The organism is Natranaerofaba carboxydovora (genome assembly GCF_022539405.1).
GTDB lineage: Bacteria > Bacillota > Natranaerobiia > Natranaerobiales > Natranaerofabaceae > Natranaerofaba > Natranaerofaba carboxydovora.
In genome coordinates this window covers 2564473-2584215 of sequence record NZ_CP054394.1, presented here as the reverse complement: position 1 = coordinate 2584215, position 19743 = coordinate 2564473, and the positions used below count along the sequence as shown (strand labels likewise).

Below are 19743 nucleotides of genomic sequence, written 5' to 3'. Positions count from 1 at the left end.
ATAAATAAACGAAAGGAGAATTAGCATGACCAAAAAAGTAACGGTAAGTGATTTTATTGAAAAAAAACAAGATAATGAGAAGTTAACGGTGCTAACAGCATATGACTATTCTACGGCAAAACTTTTTGATAGTGCGGGGATTGATGCTATGTTGATCGGAGATTCCCTTGGGATGGTTATGCTTGGCTATGATAACACCCTTCAGGTAAGTGTAGATGATATTATCCATCATACTAAGGCTGTATCAAGAGGTGCAAGTAGAAGTCTTGTTATAGCTGACATGCCCTTTTTGTCCTACCATATAAGTGTAGAAGAAACGATAAGAAATGCCGGTAGAATGATTCAGGAAGGCAGTGCAGAAGCGGTTAAGCTAGAAGGTGGACAAGAGATAATTGATAAAGTCGAAGCTATAATCAAAGCCCAGATACCTGTTGTTGGCCATCTTGGCCTTACTCCGCAGTCTGTTAATGTGGCAGGTGGCTTCAAAGTTCAAGGTAAATCAAAAGAAGAGGCGAAAAAACTTTTAAAAGATGCTAGGCTACTCGAAAAGGCAGGGGTGTTTGCCATAGTTTTAGAATGTGTGCCTTACCCCTTAGCAAAACTGGTTTCAGAAAAAATAAACGTCCCCACAATAGGTATTGGTGCCGGAAATGCATGTGATGGACAGGTACTGGTTTATCAGGATATGCTTGGAATGTACTCTGATATGGTGCCGAAATTTGTCAAGAAGTACGCTGATCTTGGTACACAGATTCAAGATGCTGTAAAAGGGTATATTGAAGAGGTGAAGCAGGGTGAATTTCCGGCCAAAGAACATTGTTTTTCAATGGATGAAAGTATTTTAGAAGATATAGAATAACTTAACTTTTGTTTAAATCAACCAGACTTTATAGATATTAGTTAAAGTCAAATAGTAAAGGGGATGATATTATGAGAATTATAAAGTCTATTAATTATATGCAAAACATGGCTCTGACCCAAAGGGCCAGTGGGAGGTCTATTGGGCTTGTTCCAACAATGGGATATTTTCATGAAGGGCATCTTTCTTTAATGAGAAAGTCAGTAGAAGAAAATGATATAACTATAGTCAGTCTTTTTGTGAATCCTATACAGTTTGGACCATCAGAAGACTTTGATATATATCCTAGAGATCTCGAAAGAGACCAAAAGCTAGCCAGTAGAGAAGGTGTAGATATTATGTTTTGCCCGACCGAACAAGATATGTATCCAGAGGATTTTAAAACTTCTGTTAATGTTGAAAAAATAACGGAAAAACTTTGCGGGGCAAGCAGACCGGGGCATTTTACTGGAGTGCTAACCGTAGTTTCTAAGCTGTTTAATATAATTCAACCTCATAGGGCTTATTTTGGCGAAAAGGATGCCCAGCAGTTGCTAGTTATAAAGCAGATGGTAAGAGATCTAAACTTTCCTATTCAGGTCGTTCCCTGTCCCATTCAGCGAGAAGAAGATGGACTTGCAGTTAGTTCTAGGAATGTCAATCTAACACCAGAACAAAGAGAAGCTGCCCCAGCCCTTTACAAAGCTTTGGCTAAAGCAAAAGAGGAGATAGAAAAAGGAGAAAAAAACGCAGGTGAGATAAAAAATTTAATTGAAGAAGAGATAAATAAAGAACCCTTGTTTGAGCTAGAATATGTAGAAATTCTCGATAAAACTGAACTAGAAAAAGTTAGTACTATCGAAGGGAAAATTCTTATTGCTCTTGCAGCAAGACTTGGTGAGGTAAGGTTGATAGATAATATTAGTTTAGAAGTTTAGAGATGTTTGAAGTTTGAAGAGGATAATAATCCTTTTATGCCCGGTGTAAACTACTGAAGGTTTATATTTTTGGTAATTACACCGGGCTTTATAAAACTGTTAGTCTACCAAAATTAAAAAATTGACAGCTAGTTAATAGCTAAACTGATTCATTTCACTTTGCAGTTCTTCTGCTAGATTTGCAAGCTCTTTGCTTGCATTTTTAATCTCATCCATGGAAGCTGTTTGTTCTTCTACAGATGCAGTTGACTCTTCTGTGTTGGCAGAGTTTTCTTCAGCAATGGATGACAAATTTTGTATCTTTTCTAGTATTTCTTCTTTTTTGGATTCCATAGAACTACCGGATTCTTTAAGAGTATCGCTGACTCTATTTAGTTCATCTATGACACCTGCAATCTCACCAAACTTCTCTTCTGTACTTTTAACATATTCGTTTTGATGGTTGATGATTTCGTTTTTTATTTTATCTATAGTTTCAACAGCTTTGCCGGTTTTTTCGGATAATTTGTTTATAACCTCTGTAATATTATTTGAATGTTCATTTGTTTGCTCTGCTAGTTTTCTAATTTCATCGGCAACTACTGCAAAGCCCTGGCCATGTTCGCCTGCTCTTGCAGCCTCTATAGAAGCGTTTAGAGCAAGTAGATTGGTCTGCTCTGCTATTTCACCCACTGCTTCACTTGCAGATTGAATATCATTGGAGCTTTCGTTAACTTCATTTATTACTTGGGAGATTTCCTTGGTTGCTTTATCGCTTTCATTATTTGCTTCAATTAATTTGTTTATAGTGGTTGTGCCTTCTTCTTTAAGATTGTCAACCTTTTCTGTGGTGTTTTCTAAAATATCTACATTTTCTTTTTCTTGTTCAATTAAGCTGCCAAGAGAGTCTATTTTTTTAGAGGTATCCTCTGTCTCTTCTGCTTGTTTTGAAGCGCCTTCGGAGATCTCCTCAATAGCTTTTGCAACTTCGTTTGCTGCTCTTGCATTATCGTCGGCATTTTCACTTAGGTCCTGGGATGAGTTTGCTACTCTTTGTGATTTTTCGTTAACGCTTTTAATTAGTGATTTAAGGTTTTCTGCTGATTTTAGTGCTTCAAATTCCTTGTCTATAGAATCTTCAAAAGTCTCTCTAAGAAATCTAATGTTCAGCCATAATACAGTACAGATTAGCATGGTTGCTACTATTATCACAGAAAAAGCTGTTGCACCTAAATCGATTAATAATGGGTTACTTAGCGAGATGATTGCAATACCTATCACAGCCAGTATAAAAGCAAAAATTGTAACTCTATTATTAATAAAAAATAGAGATGACAGCACTGCCACATACAAAACCGTGTAAATGGTAGGATTTTCGATTAAAAAGTAACTGAAGATAAAAAGGGCTAAGAAAATAGCGAAGATAGATATGTACTTTAGAAGAGGGTGATAATTGCCTCTTCGAGAGTAAAAATAAAGTGCAAATATTGGAGTCCCCGCTATGACCAAAATTAACAAATGCTCTGGCCTGTCCAAAGAAGAATCACCCATAATTAAAACAATAAAAGCTACCAAAATTGAAAAACAATATAATATTGAATAAGTAGTTAAAAGACTTCTAACACTTTTTTGTTCTCTTTGTTTTAGTTGTTGTTCTCTGAACTCTTCGTAATTCATAATCTACTTCCCTCCATTTAACTTTTTAATTCATTTGAAAAAAATTTTTCCATTAACCTGGTACAGTCTTCAAGGTCAATCTTTTCATCTTTGTCCACCATATACTGAATACCAAGACCAATGCTAAAAGCCACAAAGATGGTAGAAAGAGAGTTTATAGTTTTTTCATTTAAATCATTAACTTCTGTTTTGTCACTATACTTTGTTTCATCGTTACTACTAGTATTTATTTCGCTACTCCTGGCACTTATGTCTGATATTGTGTTTTCCAACGTATTTGTAGTGAAGCTTCTAATGTTATCAAAAAACTTGGCCATCAAATCTGTAATACTGTCATTATGTAGTACCTGACCGAGATAATTAACAGCTATCTTAAATGTCTGTTCATCTTCTTTTACCATTTTGCCAATATAGTTGATAAATAAAGTCAGCTTTTCTTCTGGATCATCGTTTTCTTCAACAATATTTAATACTTTTCGATCTGTTGAAGAGAATGATTCTTTTAGAGCGGCCACGATAATGTCTTCTTTTCCAGAAAAATAATGATACAAAATTCCTGTACTTACTCCAGCTTTTTTGGCGATGTCTTTTACCGAGAAATTATCATATCCATTTTCTAATAAGCATTCTATAAAAGCGTTAGTAACCTGACTTTTCCTTACCTCTGATGGTAGGTTTTTGCTCATCTTTGAATTTTACCTCCAATAATATAATGAACGTTCAATATTTATCAAGATTTTCTCACATAAAAGCGTAAAAATCAATAATATTTTGAATACTTTATTTTGAATACTTATCGGGAAGCAAATGTTCAGGAGCAAAACTGTTCAGTTCACCTGAGGATTAAATTGTGTTAAAATGATAAAATAAATTAAGGCAAAAGGGATATATAAGTCACAAGTAGTAAGTAAGAGTCGAAACCAAGGAGGTTAGGTTACTTTGAAGGATATAAGAAAATTTCCTGCATTGATAAAAGAATTCTTCAGACAATACAAGTTGTCAAAACAGGCTTCCAAAATTGAACAAAAGATGGGGCAGGCAATTAAGGATAATGACGAAGAAAAATTAAATGAATATATAGAAAAATTCTTAGAAGTTTACCCTACTTCGCCCAAAAATCCGTATTATCCAGAAGATAAATGGGCAGGAAATATCTATTATAATGTAGGGACAACCTGTGCAAAGGAGAAGCACTTTGAGCTTGCCATCTCTATGTATAGAATTGCCGCAAGGTATGCTCCTTCGCCGGCAGTATATAATAATATGTCTACCTGTTTTAAACGCCAGGAAAAGTACTATGAAGCATATAACTGTTTGAAGAAAGCTATAAAAAAAGATTCTAACTATGTATCCGGGTATGGTAGATTGGCAATTTTGCTAGAAGCTTATAACCCGCCTGTGGAAGACGATTCCTTACGTTATATTCAAAAATACTTTGAGCTTGGCGGGAAAGAAGAAAGCCTAGAAAAGTTAATAAATAAATCCATGCCTGAAGAAAAAAAGGCCATAGATAGATTAATGGAAAAAGCTGCTGGATAGAAAATGAAATCTGGCAGCTTTTTTTATGATTAAATTTATCATAAATATATTTATTTTGCTGAAAATAATCAAAAAGAACCAATTTAGTTTTTCACACATACCAACGTGGCGCAAGAATTTGCAAAAATCGTGCAAATTAAAATGATTCTGATGCGAAAAATCTATTTACATAAGCTACCTGTGTTTTAATTGATTAAAAACAAAACTTTGCTCAATGACTTTTCGCACCGAATCAAAGTTTACTAATAATATCCAGAGTAACTCTTCCACCTAGGAGGCTTTTGATTATGAATAGGATAGATAACCCAGGTTCTAAAGTAAACAAAGGAAGCTATGTACAGATTCAAAAGACAGTTTTAGAACCTAATGAGAGGCCGGATAACATTCCTGAAGATACTAGAAGGCTACCTCTTCAAATGAAAGTAAAAGGTTTTTTACAGGAAGATAGTACACTAGGAGATAGTGTAAAAATAAAGACGGTAATTGGCAGGGAGGTTGAGGGGGAGCTGATTGATGTTAACCCTTACTATGATCATGACTTTGGGAGAGTGCCCAGGGAGTTACTAGACATAGGCCCCGAACTAAAAAATCTCCTGAGAGAGGCTGATAGATGATGAGAAAAGACTACTATAGTGTAATGACAAGGCGAGAGCAGATCATGAAAGAAGCTGTAGGCATAGATTATGAAAGATATAGGAAAACGCCTTTGGTTTTTGATTATGAGAGGATGATGCAAGAAGTAGGGTATAGTACCCTTGAAGTACAAAAAATACAAAAAGATACTGGTGTGGGAAACACTCCTCTGTTAGAATTGAAAAATATAACTAAGCTTGCAAGGGTGATATCTCCACCTGGAAAAGGTGCTAGAATATTTTTGAAAGATGAGGCCTGTAATCCATCTGGAAGCTACAAGGCAAGACGTGCTAGTATGGCTGTATATCATGCGAAAGAAAAAGGCTATAAAGGGGTCATTGCTGCAACAAGTGGTAACTATGGCGCGGCAGTTGCTTCCCTAGCAGCTAAACTTGGACTTGATTGTATTATAGTTCAAGAAGTTTTTGATTCAAGGAATGTAGGCCAGCCGGAAATTTTGGAAAAAGGTAGAAAATGTGAGGCTTATGGAGCTGAGGTTATTCAGCTGACCGTTGGACCGGAGCTTTTTTATAAATTTTTGATTTTGCTAGAACAAACAGAGTATTTTAACGCTTCTTTGTATACTCCATTTAGTATTGCCGGAGTTGAGACAATAGGAATAGAAATAAAGAAACAGGTTAATGAAGAAACGGGTAAAGACCCGGATGCTGTAATAGTAACAAATGCCGGTGGTGGCAATTTAACAGGTACTGCCAGGGGACTTTTGAGAGAAGATTGTGTAGATACTGACATTATTGCTACAAGCGTTGATTTGACAGGGCTTCACATGGCAAGTGATAACGATTTTAACAAAAAATCATTTACTACGGGCCATACAGGATTTGGAGTTCCTTTTGCAACAAGGCCTGATCGTACAGACGTACCGATAAATGCTGCAAGGGCCCTTAGATATATGGACAAATATGTAACTGTTACCCAGGGAGATGTCTTTTATATCACAGAAGCATTAGCGGCTCTAGAAGGCTTAGAGAGAGGGCCTGCAGGGAACACAAGCCTTGCATCAGCTTTTCATTATGCCCAAATGCTAGATGAGGATCAGGTAGTCGTGGTCCAGGAAACAGAATACACAGGTGCAGGCAAACATCCCTACGCTCAGCTTACCTTTGCAAAAGAGAACAATATTGACATCACAAATGGGGATCCAAAAGACAATGTCCCTGGAGAAAAAATTGTTATACCCAAAAAACCCGAACAGCTTAAATATACGGAAATAAGCTTAGACAAACTAAAAAAGACGTATTTTAAGAATGTTATTAAAGTTAGCGGCGGTGATTATTTTGATGAAAATACAATTGAATTTTTGGCAGAAGACACCAAACTGACGCCTGAACAAGTAGAAAACTTTCTTCAAAATATTAGTCAGGAGTCAAAAATTAATAATTAAACAGGAGTGATTTCTGTGAAAATTGGAGTACCTAAGGAAATAAAACCGGATGAAAATAGAGTTGGATTAATACCTTCGGGTGTGACGGCACTTAAAGATGCGGGTCATGATGTTTTTGTTGAAGCAAAAGCGGGGGTTGGAAGTGGATTTAAAGATGAAGATTATGTAAGGGTTGGGGCAAAAATACAAAATAGTGCAAAGGAAGTATATGAAACAGCAGATATGATAATTAAAGTTAAAGAACCCCTGCCTTCTGAGTTTAAGTATTTTAAAGAAGATCAAATTTTATTTACTTATCTGCATCTAGCTGCAGAACCGCAGCTTGCCGAGGCATTGTTAGAAAGCAAAGTTACTGCTATTGCTTATGAAACTATTGAAGATAGCAATGGAGGTCTTCCTCTTTTAACTCCTATGAGTGAAGTTGCCGGCAGGATGGCAGTACAGATGGGTTCTAGATTTTTAGAAAAAACAAATGGAGGTATGGGTATTTTACCCGGGGGAGTGCCGGGAGTTTCACCCGCCAGGGTTACTATATTGGGTGGAGGCATAGTAGGTACAAATGCTGCAAAGATAGCCACAGGGATGGGTGCAGATGTAACGCTGCTTGACATAAATCCCTCAAGATTAAGATACCTAGACGATGTATTCTACAATAAAATTAAGACAATGATGAGTAACAGTTATAATATAGAAAGCTGTTTAGAAAATACTGATTTATTAATAGGAGCAGTTTTGATACCTGGTGCCAAAGCTCCAAAGCTGGTGACAGAGGACATGGTTAAGAAGATGCCTGAAGGTTCTGTAGTAATTGATGTGGCTGTTGACCAGGGGGGTTCTATTGAAACAATAGACAGGATAACAACCCACCAAAACCCCACTTATGAAAAGCACGGTGTAATTCATTATGCTGTTTCTAATATGCCTGGTGTTGTTCCTAGAACTTCCACTATTGCTCTAACCAACGCAACTCTGCCATACGTTCTAAAACTTGCTAATCTTGACTTCAAAGAAGCGTGTGTTGATGACCCATTACTTGCGTTTGGTGTTAATACTGCCAAAGGAAGATTAACTTACAAAGGGGTAGCAGAATCATTGAACATGGAATATACTCCACTAGGTAAGCTTTTGGATGCTGTGAAAGTGTGAATATACGATGGCGGGGCTTTACACAGGTGAGAAAGTCTCGCTTATTTTTTTGTCAGGATTATTGTTAATATTTAAAGGAAATTTTGATATATGTATAGAAGCTATATTTACGGCAGAATATGAGTGCTGATTTGATACTAATTTAAAGGATGAATGCCAATGGAAAAGTATATCGGTATGAAAATAAAAGAGCAAAGGAAAATAAGAAATTTAACGATTGCTAGTCTTTCGTCTAAAACGGGGCTTTCTGAAAGCTTGATTTCTAGGGTTGAGAAGGGAAATGTTGTTCCTTCGATTAGTACCTTGAGAAAAATTGCACAAGGCCTTGGGGTTTCTATTACTGAGTTTTTTAAAGAAGAAAGGGACTTGAATGAAGACAAACTAGTTGTTAGAAAATACGATAGAAAAAAATTACTTATCCCTGGAAGTAAGACTAAATATGAGATTTTATCACCAGATATTTGTAATAAGATTGAATTGCTGCAGGTTGAATTTGAACCGCATTCTGAAGAAAAAAAGCTTATTCACCTGGGTGATGATGAAGAGGAATGTGCCCTGCTTGTAAGAGGAGAACTGGAATTTAATTTTGGTAGTGAAAAAATCAAATTATATCAAGGTGACAGCATTTACATCAAAAGAGAATATTTAGAATCCGTTAAAAACCCCTTGGATGAAAAGTCCATCATAATCCTTATGATAGTGCATAATAAATAATTGCATTTGTTATAAAGAAGTATAAACCCCCTAAAAATCGGGGGTTTTTTAATTTGCGGTAATTAAATGTTAATTACGACAGTTTCAAATATTGCGAATATTGGAAGTAAGAAGGAAATCTATCGATGATATGAGAATAATAGTATCTACATTTAGAAATATATGAATTGTCAAAAAATGCGAAAATTTAATACAGGGTAGCCCCGGCCAAGATGTTTGCCGGTATTAAATAGAATAATAAAATGGAGGAGGGATGCAGTTTGAGTTCAACTAGTACATCAATTAAGGAATTTTGGAACTATCTTTGGCAGCTTCATTACAAGACAAAAGACATAGTTACGTTAAGGTTCTTGTCGCCGCAGTACGTAAATAATAAGATTGCCAAAGCAGTTGAAGAAAATGAACAAGAAAGAGAAAAAGCTTATCTTAATGCAAGCGATGAGTCAGAGTCAAAAGAAAAAGAAGAAGTAAAAAAAGAAGACATTATTCCCGATGGTGATGAATCCGCCGGAGGTGGAGGTGGCGGAATGGATCCTGGGGATAATTATGGTGGTCGTCAGAAAGTGGGGCTTTTTTTGGGTCCTTTGTTATTTGTGATCTTCTTATTAATTCCAACTCCACCTGGCATGGAACCTGAAGCCCAAAGAGTTCTTGCTTCTACTGCCTGGGTTGCTTGTTGGTGGATAACTGAAGCCATACCAATTCCGGCAACATCATTATTACCTGTAGTGTTGTTTCCTATGACAGGGGCCCTTGGAGCATCTGAGTCTATGGCTCCCTACGCCAATCCAAATGTGTTTTTGTTTTTGGGAGGATTTACTATTGCCGTATGTATGGAAAGCTGGAACCTTCACAGAAGGATTGCACTAAATATTATAAATATTGTAGGGACTAGCCCTACCCGATTGATCCTAGGATTTATGGTTGCTACTGCTTTTTTATCTATGTGGATATCTAATACTGCAACGACTATGATGATGATGCCGATAGGGCTTGCAGTTATTGTAAAAGTTGCAGAAATAGTACAGAAAAAAGATATGCAGGGTATAGATGTCAGAAAAGGTTATTTCAAATTTGGTACGGGGCTTATGTTATCGATTGGATATGCAGCATCTATAGGAGGAGTTGCAACTCTTATAGGTACACCTCCAAACATTACTTTTGCAGGTGTTGCAGACGAAATGTTTGGCCAGACAATAGCTTTTGACCAGTGGTTTATGTATGGCCTGCCTCTTTCAATAGTTTTCTTGCTTATTGCCTGGTTATATATGACAAAAATAGCTTATCCGCCGGAGATGAGTGATCTGCCTGGTGGCAAAGAAGTTATACAAAATGAGCTAAAACAGCTTGGCAAGATTACAAGTGAAGAGAAAAAGATAGCTGTAGTTTTTGCCTTTGTTGCGATTGCATGGATTAGCCGTTCCTTTTTGCTAGAAGATATTTTTCCTATGATCCATGATGCTACCATAGGGATACTAGGAGCTGTGATTACCTTTTTGATTCCTGTAGATATAAGTAAAGGAAAATTCTTAAACAGCTGGGAAACAGCGGTAAAAGTGCCCTGGGGCATACTACTTCTATTTGGTGGAGGCCTGTCTATAGCAGCAGGATTTTCTGAGACTGGCCTTGCTGTATGGATTGGCGAGAGATTATCAATTCTTCACGGTACACAGATGATTATAATTATGCTTGCTGTTGTTGCTCTTGTAATCTTCCTTACCGAGATTACTTCTAATACAGCAACTACATCTATGATGATGCCTATTATGGCTTCGATGGCAGCGGCTATGCAGGTTCACCCATATGCTTTGATGATTACAGCAGCAACTGCCGCTTCTTATGCATTTATGTTACCTGTTGCAACTCCGCCTAATGCAGTTGTCTTTGGCAGTGGGTATATAACTATACCTCAGATGGCTAAAGCAGGTATTTGGCTTAACTTGATTGCTATTGTGGTAATTACAGTGTTGGTATATATCTGGCTGCCTGTAATATGGGGTATTGATGTAAATGTGTTCCCATCTGGGTGGTAAGATTAGCTCGTATAGACTTTTTATATAATGTTTTAATTAAGTGTAAATTTAAGGAATATAATTGATGGAAGCAGTAAAATAGAAGTAAAATTTTACTGCTTCTTTTTTTAAAATAAGCCTGTTAAAATCAATTATATATATGCTAAAAACCTATTTTTTAAAAAAAGGCTTTAATAATGTTTCTCATAATTGGCAGGAATATTAACTGCCAAAGTAGAATACTATTTTTTGGCCGGAATACAGCGAAATCATAATTTTAATAAATATTTAAAATATTTTAAAGGAGGAGTTATTCTATGGCAGAGAGGGCTTATTTTTTAATTAAGTTAGAAGAAGGGGCAAGCCAGGACGAATTCGTCGAGAAAGTGCTTAACTTGGGGGGAGAACAGGGAGAAATAGAAGCGCTAGACCCAGTCATGGGCGAATATGACTTTGTTTTGGCTATGGAAGCTGAAATGGGTCCAAGAGAGCTAGAAGAAAACCTAAAAACTAAAGTTGGTGGAATTGAGGAGTTAACTACATTGAAGGTTTTTGGTCTTGAAAGAAAGGTAAAAGGAGCAGAAGAAAAACTTAAATCAATGATGGCCGAGTAAAAGTATATTCAAAAGGAGGGTTAAAGTTATATGAGTGGCAAAACAATGATAAAGCCTGCTGAAATGGCAAAAAAATTAGAAGAAATAGTTAAAGACCACGGTAAAATGAGGGGAGCTGCAATCCCAATCCTCCAGAGCATACAGGAGGAGTTTGGTTTTGTTCCAAAGCAGTTAATCCCGAGGTTATCAGCTTTAACAGGAATTTCGCAAAGTGACATATATAGTATCTTGACTTTTTATTCACAATTTAGATTTGAACCGCTAGGAGAGAACTATATCCAGGTATGTCATGGAACTGCCTGTCATCTTGCCGGAGCTGAAGAGATTACAAATGCCCTAAAAAGAGAGTTTGGCATTGAAGAAGGAGAAACAACCAGTCCGGATAAAAAATACACCGTGGAAAAAGTTGCCTGCATTGGCTGCTGCAGTCTAGCACCGGTTATGAACATGAATGAAGAAACTTTAGGAAGGCTTGGCCCTGAAAAAGCTGTTAAAGGCGCTAAGGAAAACGCCAAGGGAGGTGAGAGTTAAGATGAGTAAAATAGAGATAAAAGTAGGTTCCGCTAGCTGTGGGATAGCTGCCGGAGCAAATAAGATGCATGAATATTTGGAAGAAAAGCTAAAAGGCGATAGTATCGATATTTCTAAGACTGGCTGTATAGGAATGTGCTTCAATGAACCACTTGTTGAGATAAAAGACGACAAAGGCCTGTATTTGTACGGTGGGATTGACTCTGAAGACAAAGCCCAGAGGCTAATTGATGAGCATGTAGAACAAAACAAGCCAGTTGAAGATTTTTTAGTATATTCTGATGTAGTAGAGACTGAAGACAAGGATTATATAGATAAGCAGGAAAGAATTCTTCTAAGAAATAGCGGAAATATTGACCCTGAAAGTATCGAAAGCTATGAAAAGGTTGGAGGATACGATGGCCTCAAAAATGTACTAGAGAAAATGAGTGCTGATGATGTTATCGGCGAAGTTAAAGAAGCAGGTCTTAGAGGACGTGGGGGAGCAGGATTTCCGACTCACATGAAATGGAACTTTACCAAAATAGAAGACAATTATCCTAAATATGTTGTGTGTAACGCAGATGAGGGAGACCCCGGTGCTTTTATGGACAGAAGTGTCCTTGAAGGTGACCCACACAGCTTACTTGAGGGAATGATTATAGCTGGATATGCAATCGGTGCAAATGAAGGATATATTTATATCAGAGCCGAGTATCCCCTAGCGGTAAAAAGGCTCAATATAGCTATAGATGATGCAAGAAAGAAAGGTTATCTAGGAAAAGATATAATGGGTTCTGGTTTTGATTTTGACATCTATATCAGAGAAGGTGCAGGAGCTTTTGTCTGTGGTGAGGAGACAGCGCTTCTAGCAAGTATAGAAGGTAAACGTGGCTCACCTATCTTTAAACCTCCTTTCCCTGCCCAAAAAGGACTGTGGAAACAGCCTACCTGTATTAACAACGTGGAAACTTTGGCTAATGTACCAAGAATTTTCACCGACGGAGCAGAGGCTTACAGTAAACTTGGTACAGAAAATAGCAAAGGAACTAAGGTCTTTGCCCTTGCAGGAAAGGTTAAAAGAGGTGGCCTAATAGAGGTTCCCATGGGAGTTACTATAAAAGATATAGTTTATGATATAGGTGGAGGTATTGCTTCAGGTAAGGAATTTAAAGCTGTGCAGATTGGTGGTCCATCTGGGGGATGTATCCCTGCAAGCCTGCAGGATACGCCTGTTGACTATGACTCACTTACAAGCCTTGGGGCTATCATGGGTTCAGGGGGACTATTGGTTACTGACGAAGACACCTGTATGGTAGACGTTGCTAAGTTCTTCCTTGACTTTACAGCAGAAGAGTCCTGTGGTAAGTGTACTTTTTGCAGAATAGGAACTCATCAGATGTTAGAGATACTAGATAGGATAACCGAGGGTGAAGGTAAGGAAGAAGACTTAGACGAGCTTGAGAAGTTAGGTGGGCAGATCAGTGCAGGCTCACTTTGTGGACTTGGCCAGACAGTGCCAAACCCGGTTCTAACAACCTTGAAATACTTTAGAAATGAGTATGAAGCCCATGTAAATGAAAAAAGATGTCCTGCCAAAAAGTGTAAGGAACTTATTCTATACTTTATAGATGAAGAAAAATGTACTGGATGTACAAGATGTAAGAAAGTATGTCCTTCTGATGCAATAGAAGGCGATAAGAAAGAAGCTCATGTAATTGATACTGAAAAGTGTATCAAGTGCGGGCTTTGCATTAGCTCTTGCAAATTTGATGCTATAGAAGCTCTATCTGGAGAAAAAGAGCTTCAAAAGATGAACAAAGGAGGGGAGAGATAATGGCAGCTGTTAATTTGACAATTGATGGTAAAGAAATTAGCGTTCCGAAAGGCAGTACGGTACTAGAAGCTGCAAGAAAACTAGGCCTTGATATACCGACCCTTTGTTATGACCCTCGTCTTGAGCCTTTTGGAGCGTGCAGAATGTGTTTTGTAGAAGTTGAAGGTGCTAGAAAGCCCCTCACTGCCTGCTCTACTGTTGCTGACGACGGGATGGTAGTAAAAACTAATTCTGAAATTATAGATGAGATCAGAAAGTCAGCCCTTGAACTGTTATTATCCAATCACTATGGTGACTGCAGCCCTCCATGTAATATGACATGTCCTGCTAGTGTGGATATTCAAGGATTTATAGCATATATTGCTGATGGCCAGTATAGAAAAGCTGCAGAAGTCGTTAGACAGAATATGCCTTTCCCTGCTTCTGTGGGAAGAGTTTGTCCTGCATTTTGTGAAGACGAATGTAGACGCCAGATCGTAGAGGAATCAGTATCTATCTGTACCCTTCACAGGTACGCAGGTGATAAAGACCTTGAAGCAGGCGCTGACATTTTGCCTGAAGTTAAGCCTGATACAGGTAAGAAAGTAGCAATTGTAGGGGGAGGTCCTGCAGGTCTTACTGGAGCCTATTACCTTAGACAGCAGGGACATGAGGTTACTATCTATGAAAGAGAAGAAGAGCTTGGTGGCTTCATGAGATATGGAATTCCAAGGTACAGACTTCCCAAAGAGGATGTCCTTGACAAAGAGATTGACCATATCCTTAAGCTAGGAATTGACTACAAAACAGGAGTAACCCTTGGCGAGGACTTCACCGTAGAGAGCTTAAAGAAAGAATACGATGCTGTTTTTGTAGGAATCGGAGCGCAAATGAACAGAGAGCTTGATCTTCAGTGCGGTGATATCCCAGGATTTTATTCAGGGGTAGAGCTGCTGCGGGATATTGCATATGGAAAAGAAATTGATCTTGGCAAGAAAGTAGTAGTTGTAGGTGGCGGTAACACTGCCATGGACTGTGCAAGGTCTGCCGTTAGATTAGGTGCAGATGTGACTGTTGTTTATCGTCGTACAAGAAATGAAATGCCGGCCGAAGAGATTGAGATAATTGAGGCGGAAGAAGAAGGCGTTAAATTTAGATTTTTGACAAATCCAAAGCAGATACTGGGCGATAGCTGTGCCGAGAAGTTAGAGTGTATTCAGATGGAACTTGGTGAGCCGGATGAAAGTGGCAGAAGAAGGCCTATGCCCGTTGAGGGTTCAGACTTTGCCATTGATGTTGACTCTGTAATCCTTGCAGTTGGTCAGGAAGTTGAAGCTGCCTGTATTAAGAGTTGTATAGAAACAGACAAATGGGACAGTGTAGCCGCAGACGAAGAGACAATGCAGACAAGCACTGAAGGAGTGTTTGCTGCAGGGGACTGTGTAACAGGACCTGCTACAGTAGTAGAAGCTATCGGCCAGGGCAAAAAAGCTGCCGAATCTATTGATAAGTATCTAAATGGAGAACCAATAGAAGTAGCAAAACCATACAATGCTACTAAAGGTAACAAAGAAGAACTTGATAGAGCAGAATTTGAAGAATACGAAGAGATCAAAAGAATGCACCCTGAAGAGGAAAACCCTGAAAAAAGAAGAACTAACTTCGATGAATTCAACAAAGGATTCGAAGAATTCCAGGCTAGAAAAGAAACAGAGAGATGCTTATCCTGTGGTTGCGAGGATGTATATGACTGCAGACTTAAAGAACTTGCAACACGCTACGGGGTAGAAGATGATAAGATAACGAAGCTTATGGATAGCCAGGTTCATCCTATCTCTGATGATCATGAATACGTTAAGCGTGACCCTAACAAATGTGTACTATGCGGTAACTGTGTGAGAATCTGTGAAGAAGTTCAGGGAATTGCTGCTCTTGGTATGGTTAATAGAGGACTTGACACAGTTGTTAAGCCGTCCCTTGAACTACCACTTAAAGATACCGACTGTGTATCCTGCGGTCAGTGTATCAGCAGTTGTCCAACTGGTGCTCTAGTTTCCAAAGTAAACCTAGAAAAGCCAGGACCATTTGAAACTGAAGCAGTAGAATCAGTATGTCCTCACTGCGGAGTAGGCTGCAAAATTGAACTTCACAGAGCAGGAGACGCTGTAGCAGAGGTTAGAGGAGCAATTGCCGGAAGTAATGGAAATGGTACAGTCAATAATGGTAATCTATGCATCAAAGGTTCTTTCGAGCTTTGTGAATGGGATATGGATAAACGTATTGAAAAGGCATACGTAAAAAATGGAAATGACCTACAAGAAACAGTAGTAGAAAATGCAGTTAAAGAAGCAGCAGAGGAAGTAAAACAGATTGCTTCTGATAGTGGCAAAGATTCTGTAGCAGTACTAATTTCACCAAAGCTTACTTTAGAGGAAGCTATACTAGGGAAGAAATTAGCAGAAGACGTTATTGGAACAGAAAATGTTTTAACCACAAGTCCCGTAGTAACAGACGCAAAGAAAGCAATCAAGAATCAAAAGATACTAAAAGATTACGACGCTGTAGATGATAGTGACTTCATCTTAATGTACAATGTAGATGTTGACGTAGATTATCCTGTTGCAGATACCAGAATAAGAAAAGCGATAAACAATGATGAGAAAAAAGCTCTTTCAGTCAATAACAAGCCAATTAGATTAGAAAAAGACGTCTGTGCATCACTTCGCATAACTCCTTCTAAGGCAAAAATATTCTTAGAGATGTTAAAAGAATGCAAAGGAGCAGGTGACGACAAAGTAAAAGATGCTATAATGGACGCAGCAGAAAAGCTTAATATAACTCCGCAGAAGTTATTTAAAGCTATCAAAGGATATCTAGAGGCAGAAAATCCTGTAATTGTCTGTGACGGTGCAAATATCAAAGAAGAAGAACTAAAGCTTATTGAAGAAATTGAAGACAGTGCGTTATTACTACAGCCTTATGGTAATACCCTTGGATTTATGGAAGCAGGGATCAAATCAACGGTTAGCGACTGCATCGATGTATTAAACAAAGCAAAAGATGGCAAGATAAAAGGTATGATAATTCTAGCATCGGAAGATGATCTGCCAGAGGAAATTATGGGACTAAATGATGTCTACAAAGTAGTTGTTAGCCCGGTATTAGAAGAAAACATCAAAAATGCAGATGTCATTTTGCCAGGTACTTCTCACTCCGAGAAGAGAGGTACAATGATAAACTCAGTTGGCGACAAACAAAAAGTTAATTGTGTTTTAATGCCTCCTGCAGGTAAGGAAAGCTGGCAGGTAGTTAATGAGCTTGCTGATAATCTTGGCAAAAAAGCAGTAGATAAGTTTGATGTACTTGCCAAAGAAGTTGAAAAGATTTAATAAATTAACAAGTCAAAAGCTTAAAAGCTAACTTAAGATGATCTTTTGATTCGGGTAATCTCCCCTTTATGTAATTAGATTAAACAAGAATCTAATACTTAAAGGGGAGATTTTTATGTTTGAAGATGTAAAAGTAATTAAAAAGTAATATATTTTTGGGAAAAAATAAGTTATACTTAAAGTAATAATAAAGAATATTTTCACAATAATACCACCTTTGTTAAAGTAATAAAGTAAAGGGGGGGTAAGCTTATGAAAGAAGTAGATTCTTTTTTAATCGACAAAATTTTAACAGATCACGAGCTTTTAGAAGGCCCTATTTTCTGTGAAGTTGATTACTTTAAGTTTGTATATAACCTGGAGAAAAGGATAAGCTATCGTTATAATAGGAACTCCATAATCATGATAATTACAATGCGCAGAAAAAGCCAAATATCTTATGAGCAGATTGAGAGTGCTGCAAAAAATTTAAAGGACATTCTTTGGCATGCCCTTAGAAAAAGCGATTTAGTGACTATATGGAATGAGAATCAAATTATTGTATTATTAATCAATATAGAAGAAAAACATTTCAAAACTGTTACTAAAAGAATTGAACAAAAATTTACGGATAGTAATGACAATGAGCTGTTTGATATAGACATAACTCACCGAAATATCTACAAAACACAGAACGTTGTTAGATAAAGAACCATTTAGCTGAAGCCTTTAAGAGATGATAAGCCTCCTTAAAGGCTTTAGTATGTCTACAAAGTCTAAAATTTTCTATCAAAAAGAATTAACAAGGGAGGACTTAATGATGGGTGATTTTTACTTTTATCTAATATCATTGTTACTGTTAAAAATAACCTCCCTGGTTGGCAGGGCTTTTATTCTTGCGAATCGAAAAATATCTGTTATATCCTTGAATATATCTATTTTAATAATTATAATCATCTTTCTCAGGATTTTTGATGTAATATAAAATTTGATTCTGGTGCAAAAAGTCTATTCACATAAGCTAAGTGTTTTTACAATTAAAAACAAAACCTTTGTTCATATGACTTTTTGCACCAGAATCAAGTACTATATATGTGAAAGTATTATGAATGTAGATAGAGAGGGTTTTAATATGGCGATTGTTTCAGTAAATAAAGCTAGACAGAAGGATGTAAGGGACTTAGATAAAGAAAAGATAATCCATGCTGTAGAGAAAAGCTATATTGAAGCTGGACTAGATAAATATATAACCCCAGGCCAAAAAGTCTTGATAAAACCAAACCTGGTTGCAGTGCCGCCAAAAAGAATAAGCGGAGCTGTAACCCTTGTAGAAGTAAGTGAAGCCCTTGCCCTTCAGGTCGTTAAAGCTGGAGCAACTCCTATAATTGGTGATTCTTCGGCAGTGGGTGTTAATACTGAAGATGTTATCTCTACATGCGGTTATGATGAGTTAAGACAAAAAGGCTATGATGTAAGGGATTTAAAAAAAGACAAAATTTCAAAGCTAAACGGATTTAAAATCTATAATACGGTAAAAGAAGTAGATGTTATCATTACCCTTCCCGTGATGAAAACTCATGATCAGTTTGAAGTAAGCCTTGGAATAAAAAACTTAAAGGGCCTTTTGGCAGATGAAGAAAAAAAGAGATTTCATAACAAATATAATCTTTCAGAAGCTTTGAGCGAGTTTGTAAGTACTTTGATTGGTGAAAAGCAAGTTTTGTCGGTGATGGACGGGATTTATGCCCTTGAGGGAAGAGGGCCTGTTTTTGGTAGCCCTGTTAATATGGACCTTATTCTTGCAGGTATGGATTTGGTGGCTGTTGATGCTATTGCCTCTGAAATAATGGGGGTTAATGAGGATGAGTTATTCATAGAAAAATCACTGTCTAATAAAAAGTTTGGAACAATCGATAGAGAAAAGATAAAAATTCTTGGTGATTACACTAAAGATAATCTCCCTGTGAAAAATTTTGATAGAGGCAAGGATATAAAAATAGAAGCTGATGGGTTTTCGATGGTTTTTTCTAAATCGACTTGCACAGGGTGTAAAAATACTGTGATTAGCTGTCTTTATGATATAAAAGAAGACAATTTAGAAAAAAAGTTAGCAAATAAAACAATTATAACGGGTGAATTGAATGAGATGGAAGAATACAATGAGATGACAAAAAATGGGGATGCCAAAAGTGTTGGGAGTTATGACAAAAACGACGCTGAAGTGATACTGGTTGGTAGGTGTGCTCTTAGACCATGTACCTTCAAAATTGAAATTTTAAATAAAACAAATAAGCAAAATGTTAAATTAACCCGTGTTTTTGGCTGCCCCCCGGAAAACAATGAAGTATTGAAAGTACTTAAATGTTTACAATAAGAAAATTTTCGAAGGAAATATTAATTTTTTGTCGAAAATTTTTAGGCAGTCGATAGGCATTATTTGAGTTATTTGAATTTTGCCTTTTTAAAGGAAGGAGGTGCTACAAATAGAATAAATATAATAAAAATGAAGAAATAAAAAGTTAAATTAATTGTTGCAGCAAAAAATAGAGGAGGG

16 protein-coding genes are annotated in these 19743 nt (G+C 37.2%); 14 read left to right on the top strand and 2 right to left on the bottom strand.

All coding sequences use genetic code 11. From position 1 onward, the window contains the following. Positions 1-25: 25 nt before the first annotated feature. Both panB and panC read left to right on the top strand, forming a co-directional pair. On the top strand, positions 26-859 hold the full coding sequence (panB, locus tag ACONDI_RS12205; protein ID WP_241078826.1) for a 3-methyl-2-oxobutanoate hydroxymethyltransferase: 834 nt from the start codon (positions 26-28) through the stop codon (positions 857-859). 71 nt (positions 860-930) lie between these two features. Then, the gene (gene panC / locus ACONDI_RS12200) at positions 931-1776 is read left to right on the top strand and encodes a pantoate--beta-alanine ligase (RefSeq protein ID WP_241078825.1); all 846 of its coding nucleotides are present in this window, start codon (positions 931-933) and stop codon (positions 1774-1776) included. Positions 1777-1908: 132 nt separating this feature from the next. On the opposite strand, the gene ACONDI_RS12195 is transcribed toward panC, so the two are convergent. Continuing rightward, a complete protein-coding gene (locus ACONDI_RS12195) occupies positions 1909-3432 on the bottom strand; it encodes a methyl-accepting chemotaxis protein (protein WP_241078824.1) in 1524 nt (507 codons plus the stop codon). 17 nt (positions 3433-3449) lie between these two features. After that, positions 3450-4118 (bottom strand): TetR/AcrR family transcriptional regulator, encoded by a 669-nt coding sequence (locus ACONDI_RS12190; protein WP_241078823.1) that lies wholly within the window; start codon positions 4116-4118, stop codon positions 3450-3452. A 253-nt stretch (positions 4119-4371) separates the two neighbouring features. Here ACONDI_RS12190 and ACONDI_RS12185 point away from each other — a divergent pair, with 253 nt between their 5' ends. From ACONDI_RS12185 to ACONDI_RS12125, 12 genes are all read left to right on the top strand, one after another. Further along, positions 4372-4971 (top strand): hypothetical protein, encoded by a 600-nt coding sequence (locus ACONDI_RS12185; RefSeq protein WP_241078822.1) that lies wholly within the window; start codon positions 4372-4374, stop codon positions 4969-4971. Between the two features lie 287 nt (positions 4972-5258). Next, complete coding sequence (gene ortA, locus ACONDI_RS12180) at positions 5259-5585, top strand: 2-amino-4-oxopentanoate thiolase subunit OrtA (RefSeq protein ID WP_241078821.1); 327 nt, start codon at positions 5259-5261, stop codon at positions 5583-5585. Continuing rightward, positions 5582-7009 (top strand): 2-amino-4-oxopentanoate thiolase subunit OrtB, encoded by a 1428-nt coding sequence (gene ortB, locus ACONDI_RS12175; RefSeq protein ID WP_241078820.1) that lies wholly within the window; start codon positions 5582-5584, stop codon positions 7007-7009. The genes ortA and ortB overlap by 4 nt, the downstream gene beginning before the upstream one ends. 15 nt (positions 7010-7024) lie before the next feature. After that, on the top strand, positions 7025-8155 hold the full coding sequence (ald, locus tag ACONDI_RS12170) for an alanine dehydrogenase (RefSeq protein WP_241078819.1): 1131 nt from the start codon (positions 7025-7027) through the stop codon (positions 8153-8155). A 159-nt stretch (positions 8156-8314) separates the two neighbouring features. Next, positions 8315-8869: a helix-turn-helix domain-containing protein gene (locus ACONDI_RS12165; protein WP_241078818.1), complete on the top strand. Its 555-nt coding sequence runs from the start codon at positions 8315-8317 to the stop codon at positions 8867-8869. 260 nt (positions 8870-9129) lie between these two features. After that, positions 9130-10902 (top strand): SLC13 family permease, encoded by a 1773-nt coding sequence (locus tag ACONDI_RS12160; protein WP_241078817.1) that lies wholly within the window; start codon positions 9130-9132, stop codon positions 10900-10902. A 296-nt stretch (positions 10903-11198) separates the two neighbouring features. After that, positions 11199-11495 carry a hypothetical protein gene (locus ACONDI_RS12155; RefSeq protein ID WP_241078816.1) on the top strand — a complete coding sequence of 99 codons (297 nt, stop codon included), beginning with the start codon at positions 11199-11201 and terminating at the stop codon, positions 11493-11495. 30 nt (positions 11496-11525) lie between these two features. After that, positions 11526-12026 (top strand): NADH-quinone oxidoreductase subunit NuoE, encoded by a 501-nt coding sequence (nuoE, locus tag ACONDI_RS12150; RefSeq protein WP_241078815.1) that lies wholly within the window; start codon positions 11526-11528, stop codon positions 12024-12026. A 1-nt stretch (position 12027) separates the two neighbouring features. Continuing rightward, positions 12028-13842, top strand: a complete 1815-nt coding sequence (gene nuoF, locus ACONDI_RS12145) for an NADH-quinone oxidoreductase subunit NuoF (RefSeq protein ID WP_277397773.1) — start codon at positions 12028-12030, stop codon at positions 13840-13842. Further along, on the top strand, positions 13842-17210 hold the full coding sequence (locus ACONDI_RS12135) for an NAD(P)-binding protein (RefSeq protein WP_241078814.1): 3369 nt from the start codon (positions 13842-13844) through the stop codon (positions 17208-17210). The genes nuoF and ACONDI_RS12135 overlap by 1 nt, the downstream gene beginning before the upstream one ends. 252 nt (positions 17211-17462) lie before the next feature. Further along, a complete protein-coding gene (locus ACONDI_RS12130) occupies positions 17463-17897 on the top strand; it encodes a hypothetical protein (RefSeq protein WP_241078813.1) in 435 nt (144 codons plus the stop codon). Between the two features lie 424 nt (positions 17898-18321). Next, entirely contained in the window at positions 18322-19563 is a 1242-nt protein-coding gene (locus ACONDI_RS12125) for a DUF362 domain-containing protein (RefSeq protein ID WP_241078812.1), read from the top strand. The last annotated feature ends 180 nt before the right edge of the window (positions 19564-19743 follow it).